The organism is Pseudomonas mandelii (assembly GCF_002251635.1).
Classification (GTDB): domain Bacteria; phylum Pseudomonadota; class Gammaproteobacteria; order Pseudomonadales; family Pseudomonadaceae; genus Aquipseudomonas; species Aquipseudomonas mandelii_B.
The window spans coordinates 67,639-86,713 of sequence record NZ_NMOJ01000244.1; the positions used below are offsets into that span (position 1 = coordinate 67,639).

At 60.6% G+C, this 19,075-nt stretch carries 17 protein-coding genes; 7 read left to right on the forward strand and 10 right to left on the reverse strand.

Annotated features, from left to right (window positions below; translation table 11 throughout):
* Position 1: 1 nt before the first annotated feature.
* Genes B7L09_RS29390 through B7L09_RS29435 form a run of 10 tightly spaced genes read right to left on the reverse strand, consistent with a single transcriptional unit; the run spans position 2 to position 11,001 of the window.
* The gene (locus B7L09_RS29390; RefSeq protein ID WP_094471740.1) at positions 2–1,138 is read right to left on the reverse strand and encodes a glycosyltransferase; all 1,137 of its coding nucleotides are present in this window, start codon (positions 1,136–1,138) and stop codon (positions 2–4) included.
* Entirely contained in the window at positions 1,131–2,099 is a 969-nt protein-coding gene (locus tag B7L09_RS29395) for a glycosyltransferase family 2 protein (protein WP_094471741.1), read from the reverse strand. The genes B7L09_RS29390 and B7L09_RS29395 overlap by 8 nt, the downstream gene beginning before the upstream one ends.
* The gene (locus B7L09_RS29400) at positions 2,096–3,463 is read right to left on the reverse strand and encodes an O-antigen ligase family protein (RefSeq protein WP_094471742.1); all 1,368 of its coding nucleotides are present in this window, start codon (positions 3,461–3,463) and stop codon (positions 2,096–2,098) included. Before B7L09_RS29400 ends, B7L09_RS29395 begins: the two co-directional genes overlap by 4 nt.
* Positions 3,460–4,548 carry a glycosyltransferase family 4 protein gene (locus tag B7L09_RS29405; RefSeq protein WP_094471768.1) on the reverse strand — a complete coding sequence of 363 codons (1,089 nt, stop codon included), beginning with the start codon at positions 4,546–4,548 and terminating at the stop codon, positions 3,460–3,462. Before B7L09_RS29405 ends, B7L09_RS29400 begins: the two co-directional genes overlap by 4 nt.
* Entirely contained in the window at positions 4,545–6,137 is a 1,593-nt protein-coding gene (locus B7L09_RS29410; RefSeq protein ID WP_094471743.1) for a GumC family protein, read from the reverse strand. Before B7L09_RS29410 ends, B7L09_RS29405 begins: the two co-directional genes overlap by 4 nt.
* A 17-nt stretch (positions 6,138–6,154) precedes the next feature.
* A complete protein-coding gene (locus B7L09_RS29415; protein ID WP_094471744.1) occupies positions 6,155–7,180 on the reverse strand; it encodes a polysaccharide biosynthesis/export family protein in 1,026 nt (341 codons plus the stop codon).
* 22 nt (positions 7,181–7,202) lie between these two features.
* On the reverse strand, positions 7,203–7,850 hold the full coding sequence (locus B7L09_RS29420) for a CpsD/CapB family tyrosine-protein kinase (RefSeq protein WP_094471745.1): 648 nt from the start codon (positions 7,848–7,850) through the stop codon (positions 7,203–7,205).
* The gene (locus B7L09_RS29425; RefSeq protein WP_094471746.1) at positions 7,851–8,597 is read right to left on the reverse strand and encodes a sugar transferase; all 747 of its coding nucleotides are present in this window, start codon (positions 8,595–8,597) and stop codon (positions 7,851–7,853) included.
* Positions 8,594–9,652 carry an NAD-dependent epimerase gene (locus tag B7L09_RS29430; protein ID WP_094471747.1) on the reverse strand — a complete coding sequence of 353 codons (1,059 nt, stop codon included), beginning with the start codon at positions 9,650–9,652 and terminating at the stop codon, positions 8,594–8,596. The genes B7L09_RS29425 and B7L09_RS29430 overlap by 4 nt, the downstream gene beginning before the upstream one ends.
* Complete coding sequence (locus tag B7L09_RS29435) at positions 9,649–11,001, reverse strand: UDP-glucose dehydrogenase family protein (RefSeq protein ID WP_094471748.1); 1,353 nt, start codon at positions 10,999–11,001, stop codon at positions 9,649–9,651. The genes B7L09_RS29430 and B7L09_RS29435 overlap by 4 nt, the downstream gene beginning before the upstream one ends.
* A 388-nt stretch (positions 11,002–11,389) precedes the next feature.
* On the opposite strand from B7L09_RS29435, the gene B7L09_RS29440 reads away from it, so the two are divergent.
* The 7 genes from B7L09_RS29440 (at position 11,390) to B7L09_RS29465 (ending at position 18,609) form a co-directional block, all read left to right on the forward strand.
* Positions 11,390–13,087, forward strand: a complete 1,698-nt coding sequence (locus tag B7L09_RS29440; protein WP_094471749.1) for a sulfatase-like hydrolase/transferase — start codon at positions 11,390–11,392, stop codon at positions 13,085–13,087.
* Positions 13,088–13,268: 181 nt separating this feature from the next.
* Positions 13,269–13,937, forward strand: coding sequence for an ABC transporter ATP-binding protein (locus B7L09_RS29445; RefSeq protein WP_094471750.1), 669 nt, complete (start codon positions 13,269–13,271; stop codon positions 13,935–13,937).
* A gap of 1 nt (position 13,938) precedes the next feature.
* Positions 13,939–16,410 carry an ABC transporter permease gene (locus B7L09_RS29450; RefSeq protein ID WP_094471751.1) on the forward strand — a complete coding sequence of 824 codons (2,472 nt, stop codon included), beginning with the start codon at positions 13,939–13,941 and terminating at the stop codon, positions 16,408–16,410.
* Positions 16,400–17,455, forward strand: coding sequence for a lipocalin-like domain-containing protein (locus B7L09_RS29455; protein WP_094471752.1), 1,056 nt, complete (start codon positions 16,400–16,402; stop codon positions 17,453–17,455). Before B7L09_RS29450 ends, B7L09_RS29455 begins: the two co-directional genes overlap by 11 nt.
* Positions 17,456–17,517: 62 nt before the next feature.
* Positions 17,518–17,760: a hypothetical protein gene (locus B7L09_RS29460; protein WP_094471753.1), complete on the forward strand. Its 243-nt coding sequence runs from the start codon at positions 17,518–17,520 to the stop codon at positions 17,758–17,760.
* A 10-nt stretch (positions 17,761–17,770) separates the two neighbouring features.
* Positions 17,771–17,944 carry a hypothetical protein gene (locus B7L09_RS32100; protein WP_176457791.1) on the forward strand — a complete coding sequence of 58 codons (174 nt, stop codon included), beginning with the start codon at positions 17,771–17,773 and terminating at the stop codon, positions 17,942–17,944.
* An 86-nt stretch (positions 17,945–18,030) separates the two neighbouring features.
* Positions 18,031–18,609: a hypothetical protein gene (locus tag B7L09_RS29465; RefSeq protein WP_094471754.1), complete on the forward strand. Its 579-nt coding sequence runs from the start codon at positions 18,031–18,033 to the stop codon at positions 18,607–18,609.
* Positions 18,610–19,075 lie beyond the last annotated feature (466 nt).

The window sequence follows — 19,075 nt, forward strand, 5'->3', positions numbered from 1 at the left end:
CTCAACGGTTTTGCTCAGGGTTCCACTGGGCGTACCGCTGCCCCCGCAGGAACTGCCACAGACCGATACTCATCCCGGCCAGGGTCACCAGAAGGAACGCGGCGAGACGGAAAGGTTTGGGCAGCCGGTGTTGCGAATCCAGCAGGCCGGCGATGGCCACGGCGTAACCAAGCAGTTGTGCGACCAGGCTGAGGCGATAGAAACCGTGTTCTTCCCACAGCCAGAAATTGCTCAGCAACAGCGGCAGCAACAGGATCGGCGCCAGCCGGCGGATCAACTTGTGGCTGATCAAGGCAATCGAATACAGGCCATGCTTCAGCGGATTGAGCAGCTCGCTGCGCTGGGCCAGGCTTTGCAGACCCCCGACGGTGACGCGCTGACGACGACGGAATTGTTTGTCCGCTTCGTCGACGCCGTGGTCGATCACCTGCGCCTCGGGCACATAAACAATGCGCTTGAACGCCACCGGCGCGCAGGTGCTGATGAAGAAGTCATCGTTGACCTCGGCCGGCACCTCCTGGAACAACTCACGGCGCAGGGCGAGCAGGGCGCCGTCGGCGGAGACCATGCAGCCGGTGCGGTTCTCCACGCGGCGCAGCCAGCCTTCGTAATGCCGATAGAGGCTGTCGCCGATGCTCAGGCCACCGCCGGTGACCGGGATCACCATGTGCCCGGCGCATGCTCCGACCTGTGGATCGCACAGCGGCGCCAGCAGGTGACCGAGGGTGTCGCGGGACCATTGGTTGTCGGCGTCGGTGAACACCAGAATGTCCCCGGTACTCAACGCCACGCCGGCATTCAGGGTCGCGGCCTTCCCCTGGCGGGGCAGGTCGAGAATAGTGATGCGCGGGTCGATGACTTTGCGCGCACAGGCCACGGTGTCATCGGTCGAACCGTCGCTGGCCAGAATGATCTGCAGCGAGGCCGGCTGATAATCCTGGGCGAGCAAGGTGCGCAGCTTGTGTTCGATGTGCCGCGCCTCGTTGTGCGCGGCAATCACGATGCTGATGTTCATCGGTTCCGGCGCCGCATGACGCCGCGCCGCAAACAACGGCGCCAGTAGCGTCAACAACAGCGGGTAACCGAGATAGGCGTACACCGGCAATAACAGGCACAACCAGAAAATGAATTCAGCCACGGGCAGGCCTCCTGGCTTTCCAATGACACATGCTGAGGATGAACGCGGCACCGGCCAGGTGCAGACGCAGCCAGTGCAGGCCCCAGAGTTGCAGAGTCAACAGCAGGTCGCGGTGCTTGAGGGTCTGGCGCATGCTCAAGGCGAGCGCCGGAATGCTGGTCAGGAACAACATGAGCGCCGCATGATGAGGGAAGCCATCGAGCAGGGCGGAGATCGCCAGGAAATCCAGGAACCAGGCGGCGAGTGACATCAACGGAAAGCGCAGCAACCGCAGACTCATCCCATGGCTGCGCAGGAGCTGCAGATGGCTGCCCTGACGCCAGAATTCCTTGCCCATCCATTCACGCCAACTGCCCTCGTAACCCCAATGCAAGGCGACGGTCTGATTGACCGAGAGCAGGCGGGCGCCCGCGTGGGAAAGGCGCATGGTGAAATCCTTGTCCTCGCCGGTGCGCAGGGTCTCATCGAAACCGCCGACCTTGTCGAACCAGGGGCGGCGCATCAACAGGTTGGAACTGGGCAGCCAGCGCACCGTTTGCACTGTCTCGTTGTTCGGACGCAAGGTGCGACGTTGCCAGGCGTTGGCGTACCACGGGGCTTCGGCCGGGGTGTGCAAATCCAGCCCGAGGACGTCGACCTGAACCGCGGGCTCGATTTTCAACAACAGCGTGAGCCAGTCTTCGGGCATCTCGACGTCGGCATCGATGAAGGCCAGCCAGTCTCCGGTGGCGACAGCGGCGCCGCGATTGCGCAAGGCGCCAATCATCAAGCCCGGCAGCACCAGCACCTGCGCGCCCAGTTGCCGGGCAATGTGCGGGCCCTGATCTTCGGAGCCGTTGTCGGCCACGATCAGCTCACATTCCAGCCCGGCGGCGATGGCGGCGCGTTGCGCTGCCAGCAGGGTCCGGGCGATGTGATGGGCTTCGTTGTACATCGGGATGACAATACTGATGCGGCTCATGCCTTGGCCTCCACGAGTGGGCTTTCTTCGGCTTTCAAACGCAGCACGCTGGTCAGGGCGAGCATGATCCACACGTACTTCTGGTTGGGCGCGCTGAGGAACATCAGGAACAGGGCCAGCGACAGAAAGCTCATGCTCAGGTGCGTCAGCAGATCCGCCTGCTCGCGGTTGCTTCGCTGTATCCATGCACGACGGGCGCGGACCAGGTTGTACAAACCGAGGCCGAGCATGCCGACGAACAACAGGCCGGCGGGAATCCCCAGTTCACTGAAGATTTCCAGGTAGGTGTTGTGGGCGCGGCGGTACAGGTCACCGATTTTGCGGTTGGCCGAAAACGCCTTGGCGTAACCGGTGGTGGCGTAGTGCAGGGGGAAGGTGCCGGGGCCGGTGCCCAGTAGCGGGTTCTCACGGATCATCTCGCTGCCGACCACAATGTACGAGGCGCGACGGCCGAGGGATTGGTCCTGACTCTTGGCGCCAGCGCTCAAAATGCTCAAGGACTGAATACGCTCGATGTAACCCTTGGGCATCGCATAAAGGGCCAGCGGTATCACGATCACCAGGCCCAGCATGGCAAACCCCAGATGCCGTGGACGGATGCGTTTGAGCTCGAGGCGGTAGTGCCAGACGCCGATCATCAGGCTGAGGAACAGCACCACCAGCCCCGAACGGGATTCGGTCTTGGTCATGCCGCCCAGCAGCAAAATGCAGCAAGCGACCCAGAACACCCGATGCAGGAAGTGCGGGCTGCGCACCACCAGCAGCAAGGCGAGTGGCACGGCGAAGGCGATCAGCATGGCAAAGGCGTTCGGGTCTTCCAGCAGGCCGGCAGCGCGCCCCTGGTCCTGATATTTACTGGAGAACATTGCCAGCACGCAGGTCGCCGTGACACTGATAGTGACCATTTTGGCGAACAGGTTCATGTTCATCTCGCGGCCGATCAGCAGGGTGATCACAAACAGCACCAGGCCGACACTCAGCTCCCGCAGATGCCCCATCGACATGTCCATGTTGTCGGTGTTGATCGTGCTCAGCAGGTACAACGCCATGAACCAGATCAGGTAACGCCAGATATTGCTGCGCAGACGATCGGAGGGAATCTGGTGGATGGCCAGTTGCAGCATCAGGATCACGGCCAGTGACGCGCCGAGGAACTTGGTGCCCGACAGCGAACTGTCCTTGAAGAAACCTTCGAACGGCACCAGCGCCGCAATCCCGAGCAAACCCCAGGTGGGTTTTCGGTAAAGCATCGCGACACCGACCAGGCCCAGCACCGCCCCCGGCGCCAGATACGGATAAGGGCTGGCCAGCAAACCAAGGCAGACCAGGCCGAACAAACTGACGATCGAGAGCGGAAAGATCACGCGCGTGCCTCCCGTGCAGTACGGAGATAAAGTTGCGACCAGCGTTCGGCCAGGGCCTTGAGGTCGTAACGGTCCAATTGCGTTCGTTTTGCGTTGTCGATCAGGTCGCGGGCCATGGCCGGTTCAGTCAACAACGAGCCGATCTGCCGGGCGAGGGCGGCGCTGTCGGCGGGTGTCGCCAGCAGGCCGTTGTGCCGGTCTTGCAGCACATCGGGAATCCCGCCGACGCCAAACGCCACCACCGGCACGCCGGCTTGCATCGCTTCGAGCAGAATCATCGGCGTGCCTTCGGTGCGCGAGCTGATCACCAGCGCATCGAGTTGTCGCCACCACACACTCATGTCGGTCTGGTAACCAGGCAGGGTGATGCGGTCCTGTAAACCCGCTTCGTTGATACGCGCCAGCAGCGCCTCCCGTTCCGGGCCGTCGCCGAGCATCACGGCGTCCAGTTGCGGGTGTTGCCGGCAGAGTGGAATCAGCGCATCGAGAAAAAAGTCCGGGCCCTTTTCACTGCTCAGCCGCCCGACGTAACCGGCCAGCCAACGCTGGCGGTCCACGCTGTGCGGCAACAGTCCGGTAGCCGCCGGTAAACCATTGGGAATCACCTGCAGCTTTTCCGCCCGGACGCTGGCCTGACGGCACAGCACGGCGATGCTTTCGGCAACGCAGACCACGCGATTCACCGACGCGGTGCGGCACAGTTGCAGGCTCAACCAGGTGTAGAACTTCTGCTTGCGGCTGCGCGGTGTGAAACCGTGCTGGGTAATCACCAGCGGCAGGCGCAACAACGTGGCGCCCACCCAGCCAAACAACAGGCCCTTGAAGTTGTGCGTATTGATCAACGGCCGTTCCGCCCGGCGCTGGCGCAAATGCGTGAGCAGTTGCCCCAACCCCGCGCAACCCCGGCAGTCGACCCCCGCCTGGCGAAACCGCGCGATCAAGTCTGGCGGCGCATCGAGAAACAGCACTTGGTGCTGCCCCGGCGTCGCCAGGCAATGGTCCAGCAGCATCCGCTCAGCCCCATAGAAGCCACCGCTGCTGAGCAAATGAATGATCGGCAGGGAAGGGATGAGCGGCGCGTTCAATTGCGCACCCAATGCACGAGGCCAGGCACAGACCAGTTGCTGTGCGGATTGGTCGGTTCCACGTTCTGATCGTTGATCACCAACAGCACCGGCAAGCCCAGTTCGTGGGTGATTTGCGCTGGGTGTTTGAAACGGTGATCGAAGAACTCACGCACGTAGACCAGGGCAATCGCCAGCAACAGACCGGTGAACAACCCGAATGGAATGATCAGCATCGGTTTCGGAAACGCCGCTTCGGTGGGCTCATACGGCGGGCTGAGCACCCGTGCGTTGGACAGGTCGTTGTCCAGCGAGCGTGCGCTGCTGCTTTCGGCGAAGCGCTGGGCATAGGTCGAGAACGCCGCATGCAACGCGTTGATCTCGGTGTCCATCTGCCGCAGCTTGCTCTGGGTTTCCTGCAACTGATGGATGCGGTTCTTGAACTCGGCAATGCGCGCGGTTTTCTGGTCGATCACCGAGCTGACAATCGCCAGGTCAGTGTTGCGCTCCTGAATCCGGTTGCTGACTACTTTCAGAAACTGCTGACGGGTGCGGGCAATTTGCTCGCGGGTCAGCAACATCGGTTCGCTGCCTGGCTGGAAGATCGCCAGGTCGTTCATGTAACGGCTGACCTGCGTGGTCAGGGCCTCACCCATCTGTTTGATCTCGCGGTCTTCAAACGCCACGTTGTCCACCGTGGTGGTGAAGGTGTAGGGGAAGGTGTAGTCGTTGAGTTTCGAGTTGCTCGCTGCGGCCAGGCTGGTTTTCAGGTAGTCGAGCCAGCGTTGGCTTTGCAGCAGGCGGTCGCGGTACAGGTTGAGCGCTTGCTCCTCGGTGTTGATGGCGTTGAGGCGGAAGGTGATTTCTTCCTTCGGATCGGACGAGCCGACCGCTTCAAGCAGACCCAGCCGAGTGCCTTCCAGACCATCGAGACGCACCTGGTATTGCTTCTTCTTGGTTTCGTAGAACGACTGCGGCAAGTCGATCGATTGCAGTGCCTGACGGCTCGTCAGGTAGTTCTGCAGCAAGGCTGCGACAAACTTGGTGCCTTGGGCCGGATTGTCGAAGCTGTAGATGATGGAGATCACGTTGGAGCCTGGCAGGGTCTCGATTTTCAGACTGTCGATCGCCTGTTGGGTCAGAGCATCCAGCGCCGTGTCGCGTACCGGGTCGGTTTCCAGGCCCAGGGTGGCTTTCATCGGGTTGATCACGTATTCACGCAGTGGCGTGGTCACGTACTGTTTGAAGGGCTGGGTCACCAGTTTGTTGAAAACGCCAGGGGTAGGCGTGTACTCACCCTTGTCGCGCAACTCGCTGATGGTCTGCCGGATCAACGCCGGCGAGCGCAGGATATTGCTCTCGGTTTCCATGTCCGCCAGGGACGGTGGAATGAACGAGGCGTTCTCCTGGTTGAGGGACGTCGTGGCGTCTCCCTGTGAGAGTTTTTTGGACTGCACGATCACCTGGGCGGTGATATCGAAGCTCTGTTTGAGCATCAGCGGCAAGACCAGGGCGATCACTGCAAAGACCAGGAAGACTCGTTTCACCAACTGCTTGTTGGCGAAGAAGATCCTGAAGAACTCGTGCAGGTAGTTTTCCTTTGGATTCATGGTCGGTCACCTGAGAGTCAGTTGTTGTTGCTGTCTTTGTTGTCGACGCGGTAGCCGAAGCTGAAGCCCACGCCCTGGAACAACACCACGTCCGCCAATTGCCGCGCGAGCTCACCGGCGCTGGCCAGTTTGGTCTTCGGCACATAGAGCATGTCGTCCGGTTGCAGGTACGCGATCTGCGACGCATCGCCGGCGAGCGCTTTTTCGACGTCATAGCGCACGGCCTGCACCTGGTTACCGTTGCGGCGCATGATCATTACCGAATCGAGCCGTGCCTTGGTGTTGCTGCCACGGGCCAGGGTCAGCGCTTCAAGCACCGAGACCGGCCGGCGAATCGGGTAGGAACCCGGTTGGCCAACTTCGCCCAGCACATAGATTTCGTTACCCGCCGTGGACTTCAGCAGCACGTCGACGGTCATCCGCCCCGGCAGTTGCGCGTAGCGTTTGTTGAGGAAGGTTTCCAGTTGATTGACGGTCATGCCTTGCAGCGGCACGGCGCCGATTTCCGGGAAGCTGGCGTAGCCGTCGGTGCCCACGGTGATCTCCCGGCTCATGCCGGTAGCGGGGTGGTTCAGGGCACTTTTGAGGTTCGACTCGTTGCTCAACGGGCTGATGACCTGCACGGCCAGCTGGTTGCGGTTAGGCTGGAACAGCTGTTTGCGCTGGTAGGCGCGCTGGATTTCCTCACGCGCCTGTTCGGACGTCAGCCCGGCGATTTTCACCGAGGTGTTGGCGCCCGGCAGTTCAATGGTGCCATCGGGCAGCACCAGTTGATTGCCGTTGAGCTGGCTGGCGGCGGTGAAGTTCAGGCCGATCTGGTCACCGGACTGGATGCGGTAGGCGTCCGAGCCGCTGGTGCTGATGTGAAAGATCACGTCCAGCACGTCCTGTGGCCGCAAGGTCTGTTCGACTTTGGGCATATCGGTGGCCTGGGCATTGGCCGGTGAGGCCGTGAGGATATTCACCGGCATGTTCTGGGTTTCGGAAGTGCTGGAGCAACCTGCAAGCGGCAGCAACAGCAGGACAAGCATTTTGGCGTTCATGTCGTCATCCTTTTCTGATTGCTCACAGGTTTTTGTAGAGCCATTTCGGCATGTAGTACTTACGTCGGTTGAAGACGCTGCCGACCAGTTTTGCGCCGGCCTGGGTCAAGCGCTGAACCGCCGCCTGGGCCACTTCCCAGCGCGTATCTTCGGAGCGCACGACCATGATCACGCCGTCCACCTGGGTGCTGATGATCATGGTGTCGGCGGCGGAATACACCGCGTCGCCGTCGATCACCACAAAGCGATACTGACTGCCGAGCTGATCGAGCAACGGGCCCAGGCGTTCGGGTGTCAGGTGTTCGGTGCCGCGCACATACCGGCCGTTAGGCAAGATGTGGAAGGGCAGGCTGGACACATTCACCACGCAGTCCTGCAGCAATGGCGGGCTCTGGGTGTTGAACAGCAGGTCGCGAAAACCGCGCTCCTTGGTCAGCCCCAGCTGCTGCGTGAGGTTGGTCGATGACTGGCTGGCATCGACCAGCAGCACCTCGCCGCTACTCATTTGTGCCAGCTGACTGGCCAGCGCCAGGGCACTGGTGGTGGTGCCTGCGCCGGGGTTAGCGGCGGTGAGGAATAGGATCCGCAGATCTTGATCGAGCACGGTCGACGTCAGGTTGGACTCGCTCGGGTTGGCAATGCTTAGGCTTTTGGCTGATGAACCGTCCATTTAACTCGCTCCGTGGCCGCTGAATACTTTGAAGGGGGTTTTCAACAGGATCTTCAGATCAAGCAACAGGCTCTGCTCGGCGATATAGCTGAGGTCCAACTCAACGCGCTGGTCGAAGTCGATATTGCTGCGCCCGGAGATCTGCCACAGGCCGGTCATGCCGGGGTAGATGCTCAGGCGTGCAAGGTGATTGTCCTTGTAGCGGTACGCGTTGAACGAGGTTGGCCGCGGGCCCACCAGGCGCATGTCGCCCATCACCACATTGATCAGGTTCGGCAGCTCATCCAGGCTGCTGCGCCGCAGGAAACCACCGATGCCGGTGATGCGCGGATCCTTGTCGATCTTGAAATCGATCGCGTCGGCGCCGTGCTTGTTCAGGTGACGCAGGGACTCCTTGAGCTCCTCGGCGTTGGCCACCATGGTGCGAAACTTGTACATGCCGAACTTGCGACCGCGGTAGCCCGTGCGTTTCTGCACGAACATCACCGGTCCCGGGCTGCTGAATTTGATCGCCAGCGCCAGGCCCAACAGGATGGGCGAGATCAATAGCAGAATGACCAGCGCGCCGAAGCAGGCGACCACGCGGTTGGTGCGTGACAACGTCCAGGGGCGACCGCCGTCACGGCCGGTCATCCAGCCACGACCCTGCATATGGATCGCGGTGTCGAGGCGCATTCGGTGCTCCGGGTCCAGGCGCTTGTCCCGGCGCATCTGTTGCAGGGGCACCGTTTTTTCATGTCCAGTCATAGAATCCTCCGCTGAAGTTCAGCCGCTAGCGGCGCGTGGGCGATAGGCAGTGGGTAGTAATCGCGGAACCAGGCGATGAAGCGCCCGAGTCCCTCATCCAGCTCGATACAAGGCTGAAATCCGGTCGCCCGAGCCAGGTCGCTGGCATCGGCGCAGGTGTTGAGCACGTCGCCCGGCTGCAGCGGCAGCAACTCGACGAGGGCTTTTTGTCCAAGGTGTTTTTCCAGCAGCGCCAGGTAATCCTTGAGCTCCACCGGGTGCTGGCCGCCGATGTTGAAGATCCGCCACGGCGCCATGCTGCTGGCCGGGTCCGGTTGTTCACGGTCCCATTCGGCGTTGGCTTGCGGTGGACGCTCGATCAGGCGTGCGATGCTTTCGATGATGTCGTCGATGTAGGTGAAGTCGCGCTGGTGCTCGCCGTAGTTGAACAACTTCAGCGGCGTTCCTTCGGCAATCGCCCGGGCGAACTGGATCGGCGACATGTCTGGCCGCCCCCAAGGCCCGTACACGGTGAAAAAACGCAGGCCGGTGCAGGGAATGCCATACAGGTGGCTGTAGCTGTGGGCCATCAGCTCGTTGGCTTTCTTGGTCGCGGCGTACAGCGACAGCGGATGGTTGACGCCGTCCTTCACCGAATAGGGCGTGTGCTGGTTCGCGCCGTAGACCGAACTGGACGAGGCATAGATCAGATGCTTGACCGGGTGGTTGCGGCAGCTTTCGAGAATGTTGAGGAACCCGCTCAAATTGCTCTCGAGGTAAGCCCTTGGGTTCTCCAGCGAGTAACGCACCCCGGCCTGGGCGGCGAGGTGAATCACCACCTCAGGCTTTTCACGGACAAACAGGGCCTCGATGGCCGGACCGTCGGCCAGGTCAACCGTCGCGAGCTGGAAAGCGCCAACCTGCTCCTGCACCCAATCCACGCGGTCGTGTTTGAGTTGCGGGTCGTAGTAATCATTGAAATTGTCGAGGCCTAGCACCTGGTGCCCGTCACGGATCAGCCGCAACACGCAATGGGCACCAATGAAACCGGCCGCTCCGGTGACGAGAATCTTCATGGTCGCGGCGCCTCGGGAACGATGTGCCGCAGGCCAATGCCGCTGTAGTGCAAACCGGCCGCCGCCACTTGTTCCGGGTTGTAGAGGTTGCGACCGTCGACGATCACCCGCGAGCGCAGTTTGCTCGCCAGCAAGTCAAAGTCGACCACACGGAAGTTCTTCCACTCGGTGCAGATCACCAGGGCGTCGGCATCTTCCAGGGTGTCGTCGCGGGTGGCGCACAGGTGCAAGTTATTGCGGTAGCCGTAAATGCGCCGGCATTCGGACATGGCTTCCGGGTCATAAGCCTGCACGCTCGCGCCTTCGGCCCAGAGCGCTTCCATCAGGTAACGGCTGGGGGCTTCGCGCATGTCATCGGTGTTGGGCTTGAACGCCAGGCCCCAGATCGCGATGGATTTGCCGGCCAGGCCGTTGGGGAATTGCGCTTTCAGTTTGCTGAAGAGGATGTGACGCTGACTGTCGTTGACGTCGGTGACGCTGCGCAACAGGCGCAACGGCATGCCGTTATGTTCGGCAGTGTGCAGCAGGGCACGCAGATCCTTGGGGAAGCACGAGCCGCCGAAACCGCAACCCGGGTAGATGAAGTGGTAGCCGATGCGTGGGTCCGAACCGATGCCTTTGCGCACCGCTTCAATGTCAGCTCCCAGCAGCTCGGTGAGGTTGGCCAGTTCGTTCATGAAACTGATGCGCGTGGCGAGCATCGCGTTGGCCGCGTACTTGGTCAGCTCGGCGCTGCGGTTGTCCATGAACATGATCTTTTCATGGTTGCGGCAGAACGGCGCGTAGAGCTCGCTGAGCTGGCCGCGGGCTTCTTCGTCGTCGGTGCCGACGATGATCCGGTCCGGGCGCATGCAATCGGCGAGGGCGCTGCCTTCCTTGAGAAACTCGGGGTTGGAGACCACCCGCACAGTGAGGGCGCTCTTGCCACGGCGCAGCAGTTCTTCGTTGGCGGTGGCAGACACCTGGTCCGCGGTGCCGACCGGCACGGTGGACTTGATGATCAGGGTGCGATCGGCCTCCATGTAACTGGCGATCTGGCGGGCTACATTCAGTACGTGACTGAGGTCGGCCGACCCGTCTTCATCGGCGGGCGTGCCGACGGCGATGAAAATCAGCTCGGCGTGTTCGACTGCATCGCTGGCCTGGGTCGTGAACAGCAAACGGCCGGCCTTGATGTTCTCTTCCAGCGTGCTGGATAACCCCGGTTCGCTGATCGGCGGCACGGCCTGTTGCAATTGCTTGATCTTGTTCGGATCGATGTCGACACATAAGACACGATGTCCGACATCGGCCAGTGCCGCTGCTTGTATCAGGCCAACATAGCCCGTACCAAATACGCTCACGTCCATATTGGCGTGCCTCGTAAGACGGTGGAAAGAACTTAAATAAGACTGTCAAAAGGGGTATAGCCCAGCGCTGGGAAAACGTGTCAGCAAAATGACATGTTGCACTGCTATAACAGCCCCATTTTTGGGGCGTTTTGCCATCAAGTGCTTGCCGCTGCTGGATTTGCCGCGGTTTTGACGGGTTTTTCACATGTCGAAGAAAACGATAAACGGTCGTAGGGCATGAAACACAAGGGTTGTAGCGGTTCGAGTGTGTCAGATTTGAGTCAACGTTTTTTTGACGCTTTGTGTAAAAACCCGACATTTCTTGCGCTTTGATGGCCCGGTGCTAGTGTCAAAAAATGGCCGACAATCTATTGGCCAACGGACGGCCGCGAGCATCGGAAAGACTATGATTCGATACCTTAAAGAACTGCTCTTAGTTCTCTACTTATTCAAAAATTACGACTATTACCTGGAACGCCTGAGCGCAATGGGAATAGGTTTTCCAGTGCTGCTGTTTGGCGGGATGTTTATCGCGCTAACCGTGGCGCTTTTTATGACCGCTTACATTCGCCAGACATTGATCCGTCATCTATTTGCCCTGGTGATGTTTGTGTCCGCGGTGTTTTTCGATGTCTATACCCGCGTCACGGCCGACTACCTGACCTACAGCAGCTTCGTGTCGCTGGTGTATTCCGGTGGGTTCATTCAGGAGGCGGCGTACCAGTACCGCGACGCGATCATCAGTGGGGTGGTCGGCGGCTTGCTGCTGTTGTTCGGCATCGGGCTCAAACCGCGTCGGCGAATGCCATTGCCCGGTGCGTTGCTGGTGGCGGCGCCGGTGCTCGGGGTGCTGCTGCTCAGTGCGGTGTTGTTTGTGCGCGCTGGCGAAGGCGCCCGTGGCCTGCCGATCATGTACACGCCGCTGGCTTATTTGAATCTGTTCACTTATGAAGCCCTGCACAACACCGTCGGCCCGCGCGAGCCTGTGAGCCTGGCGCGCAACGACGCGCCGCCGGGGCACGACATCGTGCTGGTCATCGACGAAAGCATTTCCGGCAACTACCTGGACATCAACGCGCCGTTCGGTGTGCACAGCAACCTCAAGGAACCGCGCCCGGGCGTCGCGATCTTCAATTACGGATACGCCGCGTCCATTGCCAATTGCAGCGCCGACACCAACATCACCCTGCGGTACGGCGGCACCCGCGCCGACTACATGCGCATCAACAGCACGATGCCGTCGATCTGGCAGTATGCGAAGAAGGCGGGCCTGCGCACCGTGTACATCGATGCCCAGCGCACCGGTGGCAACTTGCAGAACCTGATGAACGAAGCCGAGAAAAAGGACATCGACGAATTTGTGCAGTTCGACCAGACCAGCGTGCGTGATCGCGACATGGCGGCAGCGGCGAAACTGATCGACCTGCTCAACGACGGCAAGCCTGAGCTGGTGGTGATCAACAAGGTGGGCGCGCATTTTCCGGTGCATGACAAGTACCCGGACGCGTTCATGGCCTATCGTCCGACACTGCCTCGCGGGCAGTTTGTCGAGATCGCGGACACCGGCAAGCGCGATGGCTTCAACGGTCAGCCGGATGACTGGCTGCTGTACCGCAATGCCTACAAAAACACGCTGCTGTGGAACGTCGGGGAGTTTTTCTCCCGGGTTTTCGCCCAGGCGGACATGAGCAACGCGCTGCTGATCTACACCTCGGACCATGGGCAAGACCTGCATGAACGAGGCAACCCAGGGTTGAATACGCACTGCGGGGGCGATCCGGTGGAAGAGGAGGGCCTGGTGCCGCTGGTGGTGATTCAAGGCGATCAGTTGCGCACACTGGATTGGCCGAAGGCGCTGGCCGCGAACAAGGATCGGTCGAGTCACTACAACATCTTCCCGACGCTGTTGCAGTTGATGGGCTATGACTTGGCGGGGATCGAGTCGGTGTATGGCAAGCCGTTGAGCGTGCCGACCGCGGACGAGTTTACGTTCAACTATCGGTTCAATGCCCGGTTGGGGGCGAAGCCTGAATGGAAGCATATTGATCTGAAGAGCATTGTGACGCCGGGGCAGGCGGCGACGAGTGTGGCGGTGGGGCAGTGAGGTTTTGGGTTGTCTGATCCGGCCTCTTCGCGGGCAGGCCACGCTCCCACGGGACCGCGTTGTTTACCAATGCTGTGAACGACGCGGTCCTGTGGGAGCGTGGCTTGCCCGCGAAGAACGATAACGCGGTGCCGCTACCGTCCGCTATCCTAGGCGCACTGCCATCAGCGAGCCTCCCCCCATGCTTCAGGTCAAGGGCGTCTTCAAAAGCTACGCCACTGCGCAAGGTCCGTTGCCGGTGCTGCAAGGTGTCGACCTGACATTGAAACCCGGCAGCAGCCTGGCGCTGATGGGCGAGTCGGGCAGTGGCAAGAGCACCTTGCTGCACTTGATCGCCGGGCTGGACAAGGTCGATCGCGGCAGCATTCAAAGCGGCGAACATCGGCTGGACCAGATGAACGAAGGGCAACTGGCGAACTGGCGGCGGACTGAAATTGGCCTGGTGTTCCAGCAGTTCAACCTGATCGGCAGCCTGCGGGTCGAGGACAATCTGGCGTTTCAGGCGCGCCTGGCCGGGCGGCATGATCCGCGCTGGCAGGCGCATCTGGTGCAGCGACTGGGCTTGAGTGATTTGCTGCGGCGTTACCCTGAGCAGCTCTCCGGAGGGCAACAGCAGCGAGTCGCTTTGGGTCGCGCCCTGGCGTCGAAGCCGAAATTGCTGTTGGCCGACGAGCCCACCGGCAGCCTCGATGAAGCCACCAGCGATGAAGTATTGAAGTTGCTGCTGGAATTGCTCGACGACAGTCCTACCACCCTGTTGATGGTCACGCATAGTCATCGCGTTGCCGCACGCCTGGCGGAACAAGTGGTGCTGCACCGCGGCCATCTGGCTGGCGCGGGCGAGCACTGAGGTGCGCGTCTTTCGTGAAACGTTGCGGGCGCTGCTCAGCCATTGGTGGCAGCACCCGGTGCAATTTTTCAGTGTGCTGGCCGGGCTTTGGCTCGCCACCAGCCTGCTGACCGGCGTAGAGGCACTGAACAGCCAGGCGCGTGACAGCTATGCTCGAGCCAGTCAGTTGATCGGCGGCGAACCGCAAGCCAGCCTTAGTGCGCCCAGTGGCGCGACCTTTTCCCAGCAACTGTTTGTCGACCTGCGTCGCGCGGGCTGGCCGGTATCGCCCGTGTTGCAAGGGCGGGTGACGCTCAAGGGCCATGAGGAGCAACGTCTACAGCTGATGGGCATCGAACCGGTGTCGCTGCCGGCCGGCTCGGCGGTGGCGGGGCGGTCGTTGGCGATCGAGCAAATTGTCGAGTTTTTCACCCCGCCGGGCCGCACCTGGATTTCGCCGCAGACTTTGCAAGCGTTGGGTCTGCATGAAGGTGAACAGCCGCTGAGCGTGAGCGGCGTGGCATTGCCTCCGCTGCACGTTCAAACCGATATGGCCCCCGGCATGTTGCTGGTGGACATCGGCTTCGCCCAGCAGATTCTCGGCCTGCCGGAGCAACTGTCGCGCCTGCTGTTGCCCAAGGATTTCAGTGCCGCACTGCCCGATCAATACAAAGGCCAGTTGCAGCTCAAAACCAGTGGGGAAGAAAACAACCTTTCGCGGTTGACTGAAAGCTTTCACTTGAACCTCGATGCCTTGGGGTTTCTGTCGTTTGTAGTCGGCTTGTTCATCGTTCACGCCGCGATCGGGCTAGCGCTGGAGCAACGTCGAGGCTTGCTCAGAACCCTGCGCGCCTGTGGGGTCAGCGCTCGAATGCTGATCACGTGTCTGGTGGTTGAGCTGGGAGCGCTGGCGCTGATCGGCGGCCTTGCCGGCGTCGCCAGCGGCTACCTGCTGGCCAGCGTGCTGTTGCCGGATGTGGCCGCCAGTCTGCGCGGTTTGTACGGTGCCGAAGTGGCGGGGCAGTTGAGCCTCAGTCCGTGGTGGTGGTTCAGCGGTGTGGGCCTGAGCCTGCTCGGCGCGTTGCTGGCCGGGGCCAACAGTCTGCTGCGGGCGGCACGTCTTCCGTTGCTGGCTTTGGCCGATCCGCAGGCCTGGCATCAAGCTCACGCGCGCTGGTTACGGCGTCAGGGTTGGGTCGCGGCACTGGCTGCTGTCATCGCGCTCATCGCCTTGTTCCGGGGTGAGAGCCTGGCCAGTGGCTTTGTGCTGATGGCGGCGCTGTTGATCGGTGCCGCACTGGCCTTGCCGGTGGTGCTGAATCTGGTCTTGAACCTGGCGTTGAGCCGCAGTCATTCGGTGCTCGGCCAATGGTTTCTCGCCGACTGCCGTCAGCAACTGCCGGCGCTGAGCCTGGCCCTGATGGCGCTGCTGTTGGCGCTGGCGGCGAACATCGGTGCCGGCAGCATGACCGCCGGTTTCCGCCAGACCTTCAACGACTGGCTCGAACAACGGCTGACCGCCGAGCTCTACATCAATCCACAAAACCCGGCACAGTCCCGAGAACTTCACACCTGGCTCAAACAGCAGCCTTCACTGACGGCCGTGCTGCCCAACTGGCAGGTGTCGATCCAGCTCCAAGGCTGGCCGGCAGATATCTTCGGCGTGATCGATCACCCGACCTACCGCCAGCATTGGCCGCTGCTGGAAGCCTTGGGCGACAACCCCTGGGACCGTTTGGCCAAGGACGATGCGCTGATGCTCAGCGAGCAACTGGCCCGGCGCTTAAAGGTGCGGCTCGGCGATCACCTGACCATTCCCACGCCGGGCGGCCCGTGGTCGCCGCGGATCGTCGGGATCTACGCCGACTACGGCAATCCCAAGGGCCACATACTGGTGAACGGCAATCATCTGCTGCGCGGGTGGCCGCAGCTCACGCCCAATCGTTTCAACCTGCGCATCGAGCCCGCGTTGATTGCGCCGTTCCTCAAAACGCTGCAAACACGTTTCAGCCTGGACGACAGCCGAATCGTCGATCAGCAGCAACTCAAAGGCTGGTCGAGCCAAGTGTTTGAACGCACCTTCGCCGCCACCGCCGCCTTGAACAGCCTCACCCTCGGCGTGGCCGGTGTGGCGTTGTTTATCAGCTTGCTGACCCAGAGCCAGAGCCGTCTGGGTCAACTCGCGCCACTCTGGGCGCTGGGGGTGACGCGGCGGCAATTGATGCTGCTCAACCTTGGNCAAACCTGGTTGCTGGCGGTGCTGACGCTGGTGCTGGCGTTGCCGTTGGGGATCGCGTTGGCGTGGTGCCTGGACACGGTGATCAACGTGCAGGCATTTGGCTGGCGATTGCCGTTGCGGGTGTTTCCGTTGCAGCTGTTGCAGTTGATGGGCCTGGCGTTGTTCGCGACCTTGCTGGCATCGGCGTGGCCGCTGTATTCGCTGTATCGCACGCAACCGGCGGACCTGCTGAGGACGTTTGCTCATGAGGATTAAGGTCGGTCTTTTGTTATTGGCGTTGCTGAGCGGCTGTGATGATTCGGTGCCTGAGGAGAAGGGCTTCGCAGGTCTTGGTGGTGACGCCTCCGTATTCACACCAGTGGTGCCCGGCCGGGTGTTCAGCTTCCCGGCAGACCACGGTCCCCACGATGGTTTCCGAATCGAATGGTGGTACGTCACTGCCAATCTCAAAGACGCGCAAGGCAATCTGTTCGGCGTGCAGTGGACTTTGTTTCGCAGCGCGTTGAAAGCTGTCCCGGAGCAGTCGGGTTGGGGCAATCAGACCATTTGGCTGGGGCACGCAGCCGTGACGTCGGCAACCGCCCATCACGCCGCCGAACGCTATGCCCGTGGCGGGGTTGGTCAGGCGGGGGTGAGTCTCGCACCGTTCAATGCCTGGATCGACGATTGGCGTTTCAGCAGCCAGGGGCCCGATGCCTTGGCAGATCTGCAACTCAGCGCGCGGGACAAGGGCTTCAGCTACCAATTGCGGTTGACGTCCACCCGTCCACTGGTGCTTCAGGGCGACAAGGGTTTCAGTCAGAAATCCGAACAAGGGCAGGCGTCGTATTACTACAGCCAGCCGTTCTTCCAGGCCAGTGGCGCGCTGGAAATCGATGGCAAAACTTATCAGGTCAGCGGTCCGGCCTGGCTCGATCGCGAATGGAGCAGTCAGCCGTTGACGGCCAATCAAACAGGTTGGGACTGGTTTTCGCTGCACCTGGACAGCGGTGAACAGGTCATGCTTTATCGCATGCGGCAAAAGGACGGCGCGCCTTATCTCACAGGCACGTGGATCGATGCTCAAGGCCAGACTCAGTCATTGCATGCCTCCGACATCAGCCTCACACCGCAGGACACTGCCAAAGTCGCCGGCCGTGAAATGCCGGTGCGCTGGGCGATCAAAATCCCGGCCAAACATCTCGACATCTCCATCACCGCCCTCAATCCCAACGCCTGGATGGATTTGCGCATTCCTTACTGGGAAGGCCCCGTGCAATTCAAAGGTGGCACGGGTTATCTGGAAATGACCGGGTATTGAGTCGGAACTCTCGGTTCGGCGACGGCCTCCTAAGTTAACAAGCCCATTCAATGGAGCCCGTCATGAGCGAAGACCTCAAGCCACCTGACCTCGATGCCTGGCAGCGCTTGTTCGAAGACAAGGCCTACTGGCAGCAATCCCCCGACGCCCACTACAGCGAACTGCTGCGGGTGGCCGACGACTTGCTGGGGCAGGGCGCCATTGACCTGGAACAGTGGCAGACATTGAAGGCCAAGGCCGAGCAATCCCACAAAGACTCGCCTTCCGTAAACGTCGCACAAGAGGTCGATGATCCCGAAGCCTGAGGAGATCCACATGAAACCCCAATCACCCGACATCGAAAAACACCCCGACGAACCGCGCCCAGCGGGCGAAGTCGAGCGCGACAACGACGCCCTGCGCTCCACCGATCCGACCCGGCGCAAGGAAAGCGGCAAGGGCACGCAAAGCGGTGAATCCACCGCGCAAGAAACTGCAAAAAATCCCTGAACTGCGTCTATGCTGAGTTGCACAGTCGGCGCTGACCCTCGGGCCAGAGCCGTCTGCTGCCACCCAATCACAGGGAAAGTATGCTTATGAAACTCCACGCACTGACGAAAGCCATCACCCTCGCTACCTTGCTGTCTACCACCAGCCTTGGCGCCATGGCTGCGGACATTCCGCTGTCTGCCGTTGTGGAAGCGGACGAGGTCACCACCAAAGTGGTCTCGGTCGACGCGGCGAATCACCGGGTTGTCCTGGAAGGACCGGAAGGGCGTCAGGTCCACGTGCAACTGACCGACAAGGCGAAGAACCTTGGTAATCTGAAAGTCGGCGATCAAGTCGACGTCAAGGTCACCAGCGCCGTCGCCGCCTACCTCGACACCGATGTCGACAAAGGCTTGCCAGGCACCGTCGAGCGCACCGGCGAAGTCCGTGCAGCCCCTGGCAGCGACAACCCGGGCGGCGAAGCCTACCGCCAAGTGCAGGTTCAACTGAAAATCACCAAAATCGACTTGAAGAAAAACCAGCTGACCTTTGAAAACCCTGCCGGCCAGTCCAAGACCATCGACGTTGTACGGCCCGAAGTTCAAGCAAAACTGAAAGACCTGAAAGTTGGACAGAGTGTCGTCGTGACCTACACCGACATCCTCACAGTGACCAGCAAACACTGAAGTTGAGTATTAGCTCTATATATTGATTGTTCTTGTACAGTTTTTTTGTATAAGAACAATCAGTTTTAATGGTCTAGCTGGTGAGTTTTTGTCGTCGTACAAATAATATTTAAGATGACATTTAATTAATGTTGTATCGATAAATTTCATGATTATGTATGCGGACAACTTCGCCAACTTCCATTAAAATACTTCCCGTTCGCCCAGTGGCAAGGCTCTTTACCAGTGCATGGATTGCCGAGGCCATTACACTGGGCGAACACCTCCCGGGTACGATATGCACCTGCAGCAGCACGTCAACGCCGAATCCCGCATGTCGTTTCGCGACCTCAAACACACCTCCAAGCTCATTCGTAAACTCGGCAACTCCGATATTTTGCGCTGCAACACAACAAAGTCATCAACCTCAAACAGGCCGTGTCATCAATAACGACATAGTCATCGCGTCGGGTGAATACTTTTCCTT

Bases quoted from the DNA above. Each gene is read 5' to 3' on its own strand.
- B7L09_RS29395 (WP_094471741.1), bottom strand. From the start codon at position 2,099: ATGAGCCGCATCAGTATTGTCATCCCGATGTACAACGAAGCCCATCAC.
- B7L09_RS29410 (WP_094471743.1), bottom strand. From the start codon at position 6,137: ATGAATCCAAAGGAAAACTACCTGCACGAGTTCTTCAGGATCTTCTTC.
- B7L09_RS29415 (WP_094471744.1), bottom strand. From the start codon at position 7,180: ATGAACGCCAAAATGCTTGTCCTGCTGTTGCTGCCGCTTGCAGGTTGC.
- B7L09_RS29420 (WP_094471745.1), bottom strand. From the start codon at position 7,850: ATGGACGGTTCATCAGCCAAAAGCCTAAGCATTGCCAACCCGAGCGAG.
- B7L09_RS29425 (WP_094471746.1), bottom strand. From the start codon at position 8,597: ATGACTGGACATGAAAAAACGGTGCCCCTGCAACAGATGCGCCGGGAC.
- B7L09_RS29430 (WP_094471747.1), bottom strand. From the start codon at position 9,652: ATGAAGATTCTCGTCACCGGAGCGGCCGGTTTCATTGGTGCCCATTGC.
- B7L09_RS29435 (WP_094471748.1), bottom strand. From the start codon at position 11,001: ATGGACGTGAGCGTATTTGGTACGGGCTATGTTGGCCTGATACAAGCA.
- B7L09_RS29440 (WP_094471749.1), top strand. From the start codon at position 11,390: ATGATTCGATACCTTAAAGAACTGCTCTTAGTTCTCTACTTATTCAAA.
- B7L09_RS29445 (WP_094471750.1), top strand. From the start codon at position 13,269: ATGCTTCAGGTCAAGGGCGTCTTCAAAAGCTACGCCACTGCGCAAGGT.
- B7L09_RS29455 (WP_094471752.1), top strand. From the start codon at position 16,400: ATGAGGATTAAGGTCGGTCTTTTGTTATTGGCGTTGCTGAGCGGCTGT.
- B7L09_RS29460 (WP_094471753.1), top strand. From the start codon at position 17,518: ATGAGCGAAGACCTCAAGCCACCTGACCTCGATGCCTGGCAGCGCTTG.
- B7L09_RS32100 (WP_176457791.1), top strand. From the start codon at position 17,771: ATGAAACCCCAATCACCCGACATCGAAAAACACCCCGACGAACCGCGC.
- B7L09_RS29465 (WP_094471754.1), top strand. From the start codon at position 18,031: ATGAAACTCCACGCACTGACGAAAGCCATCACCCTCGCTACCTTGCTG.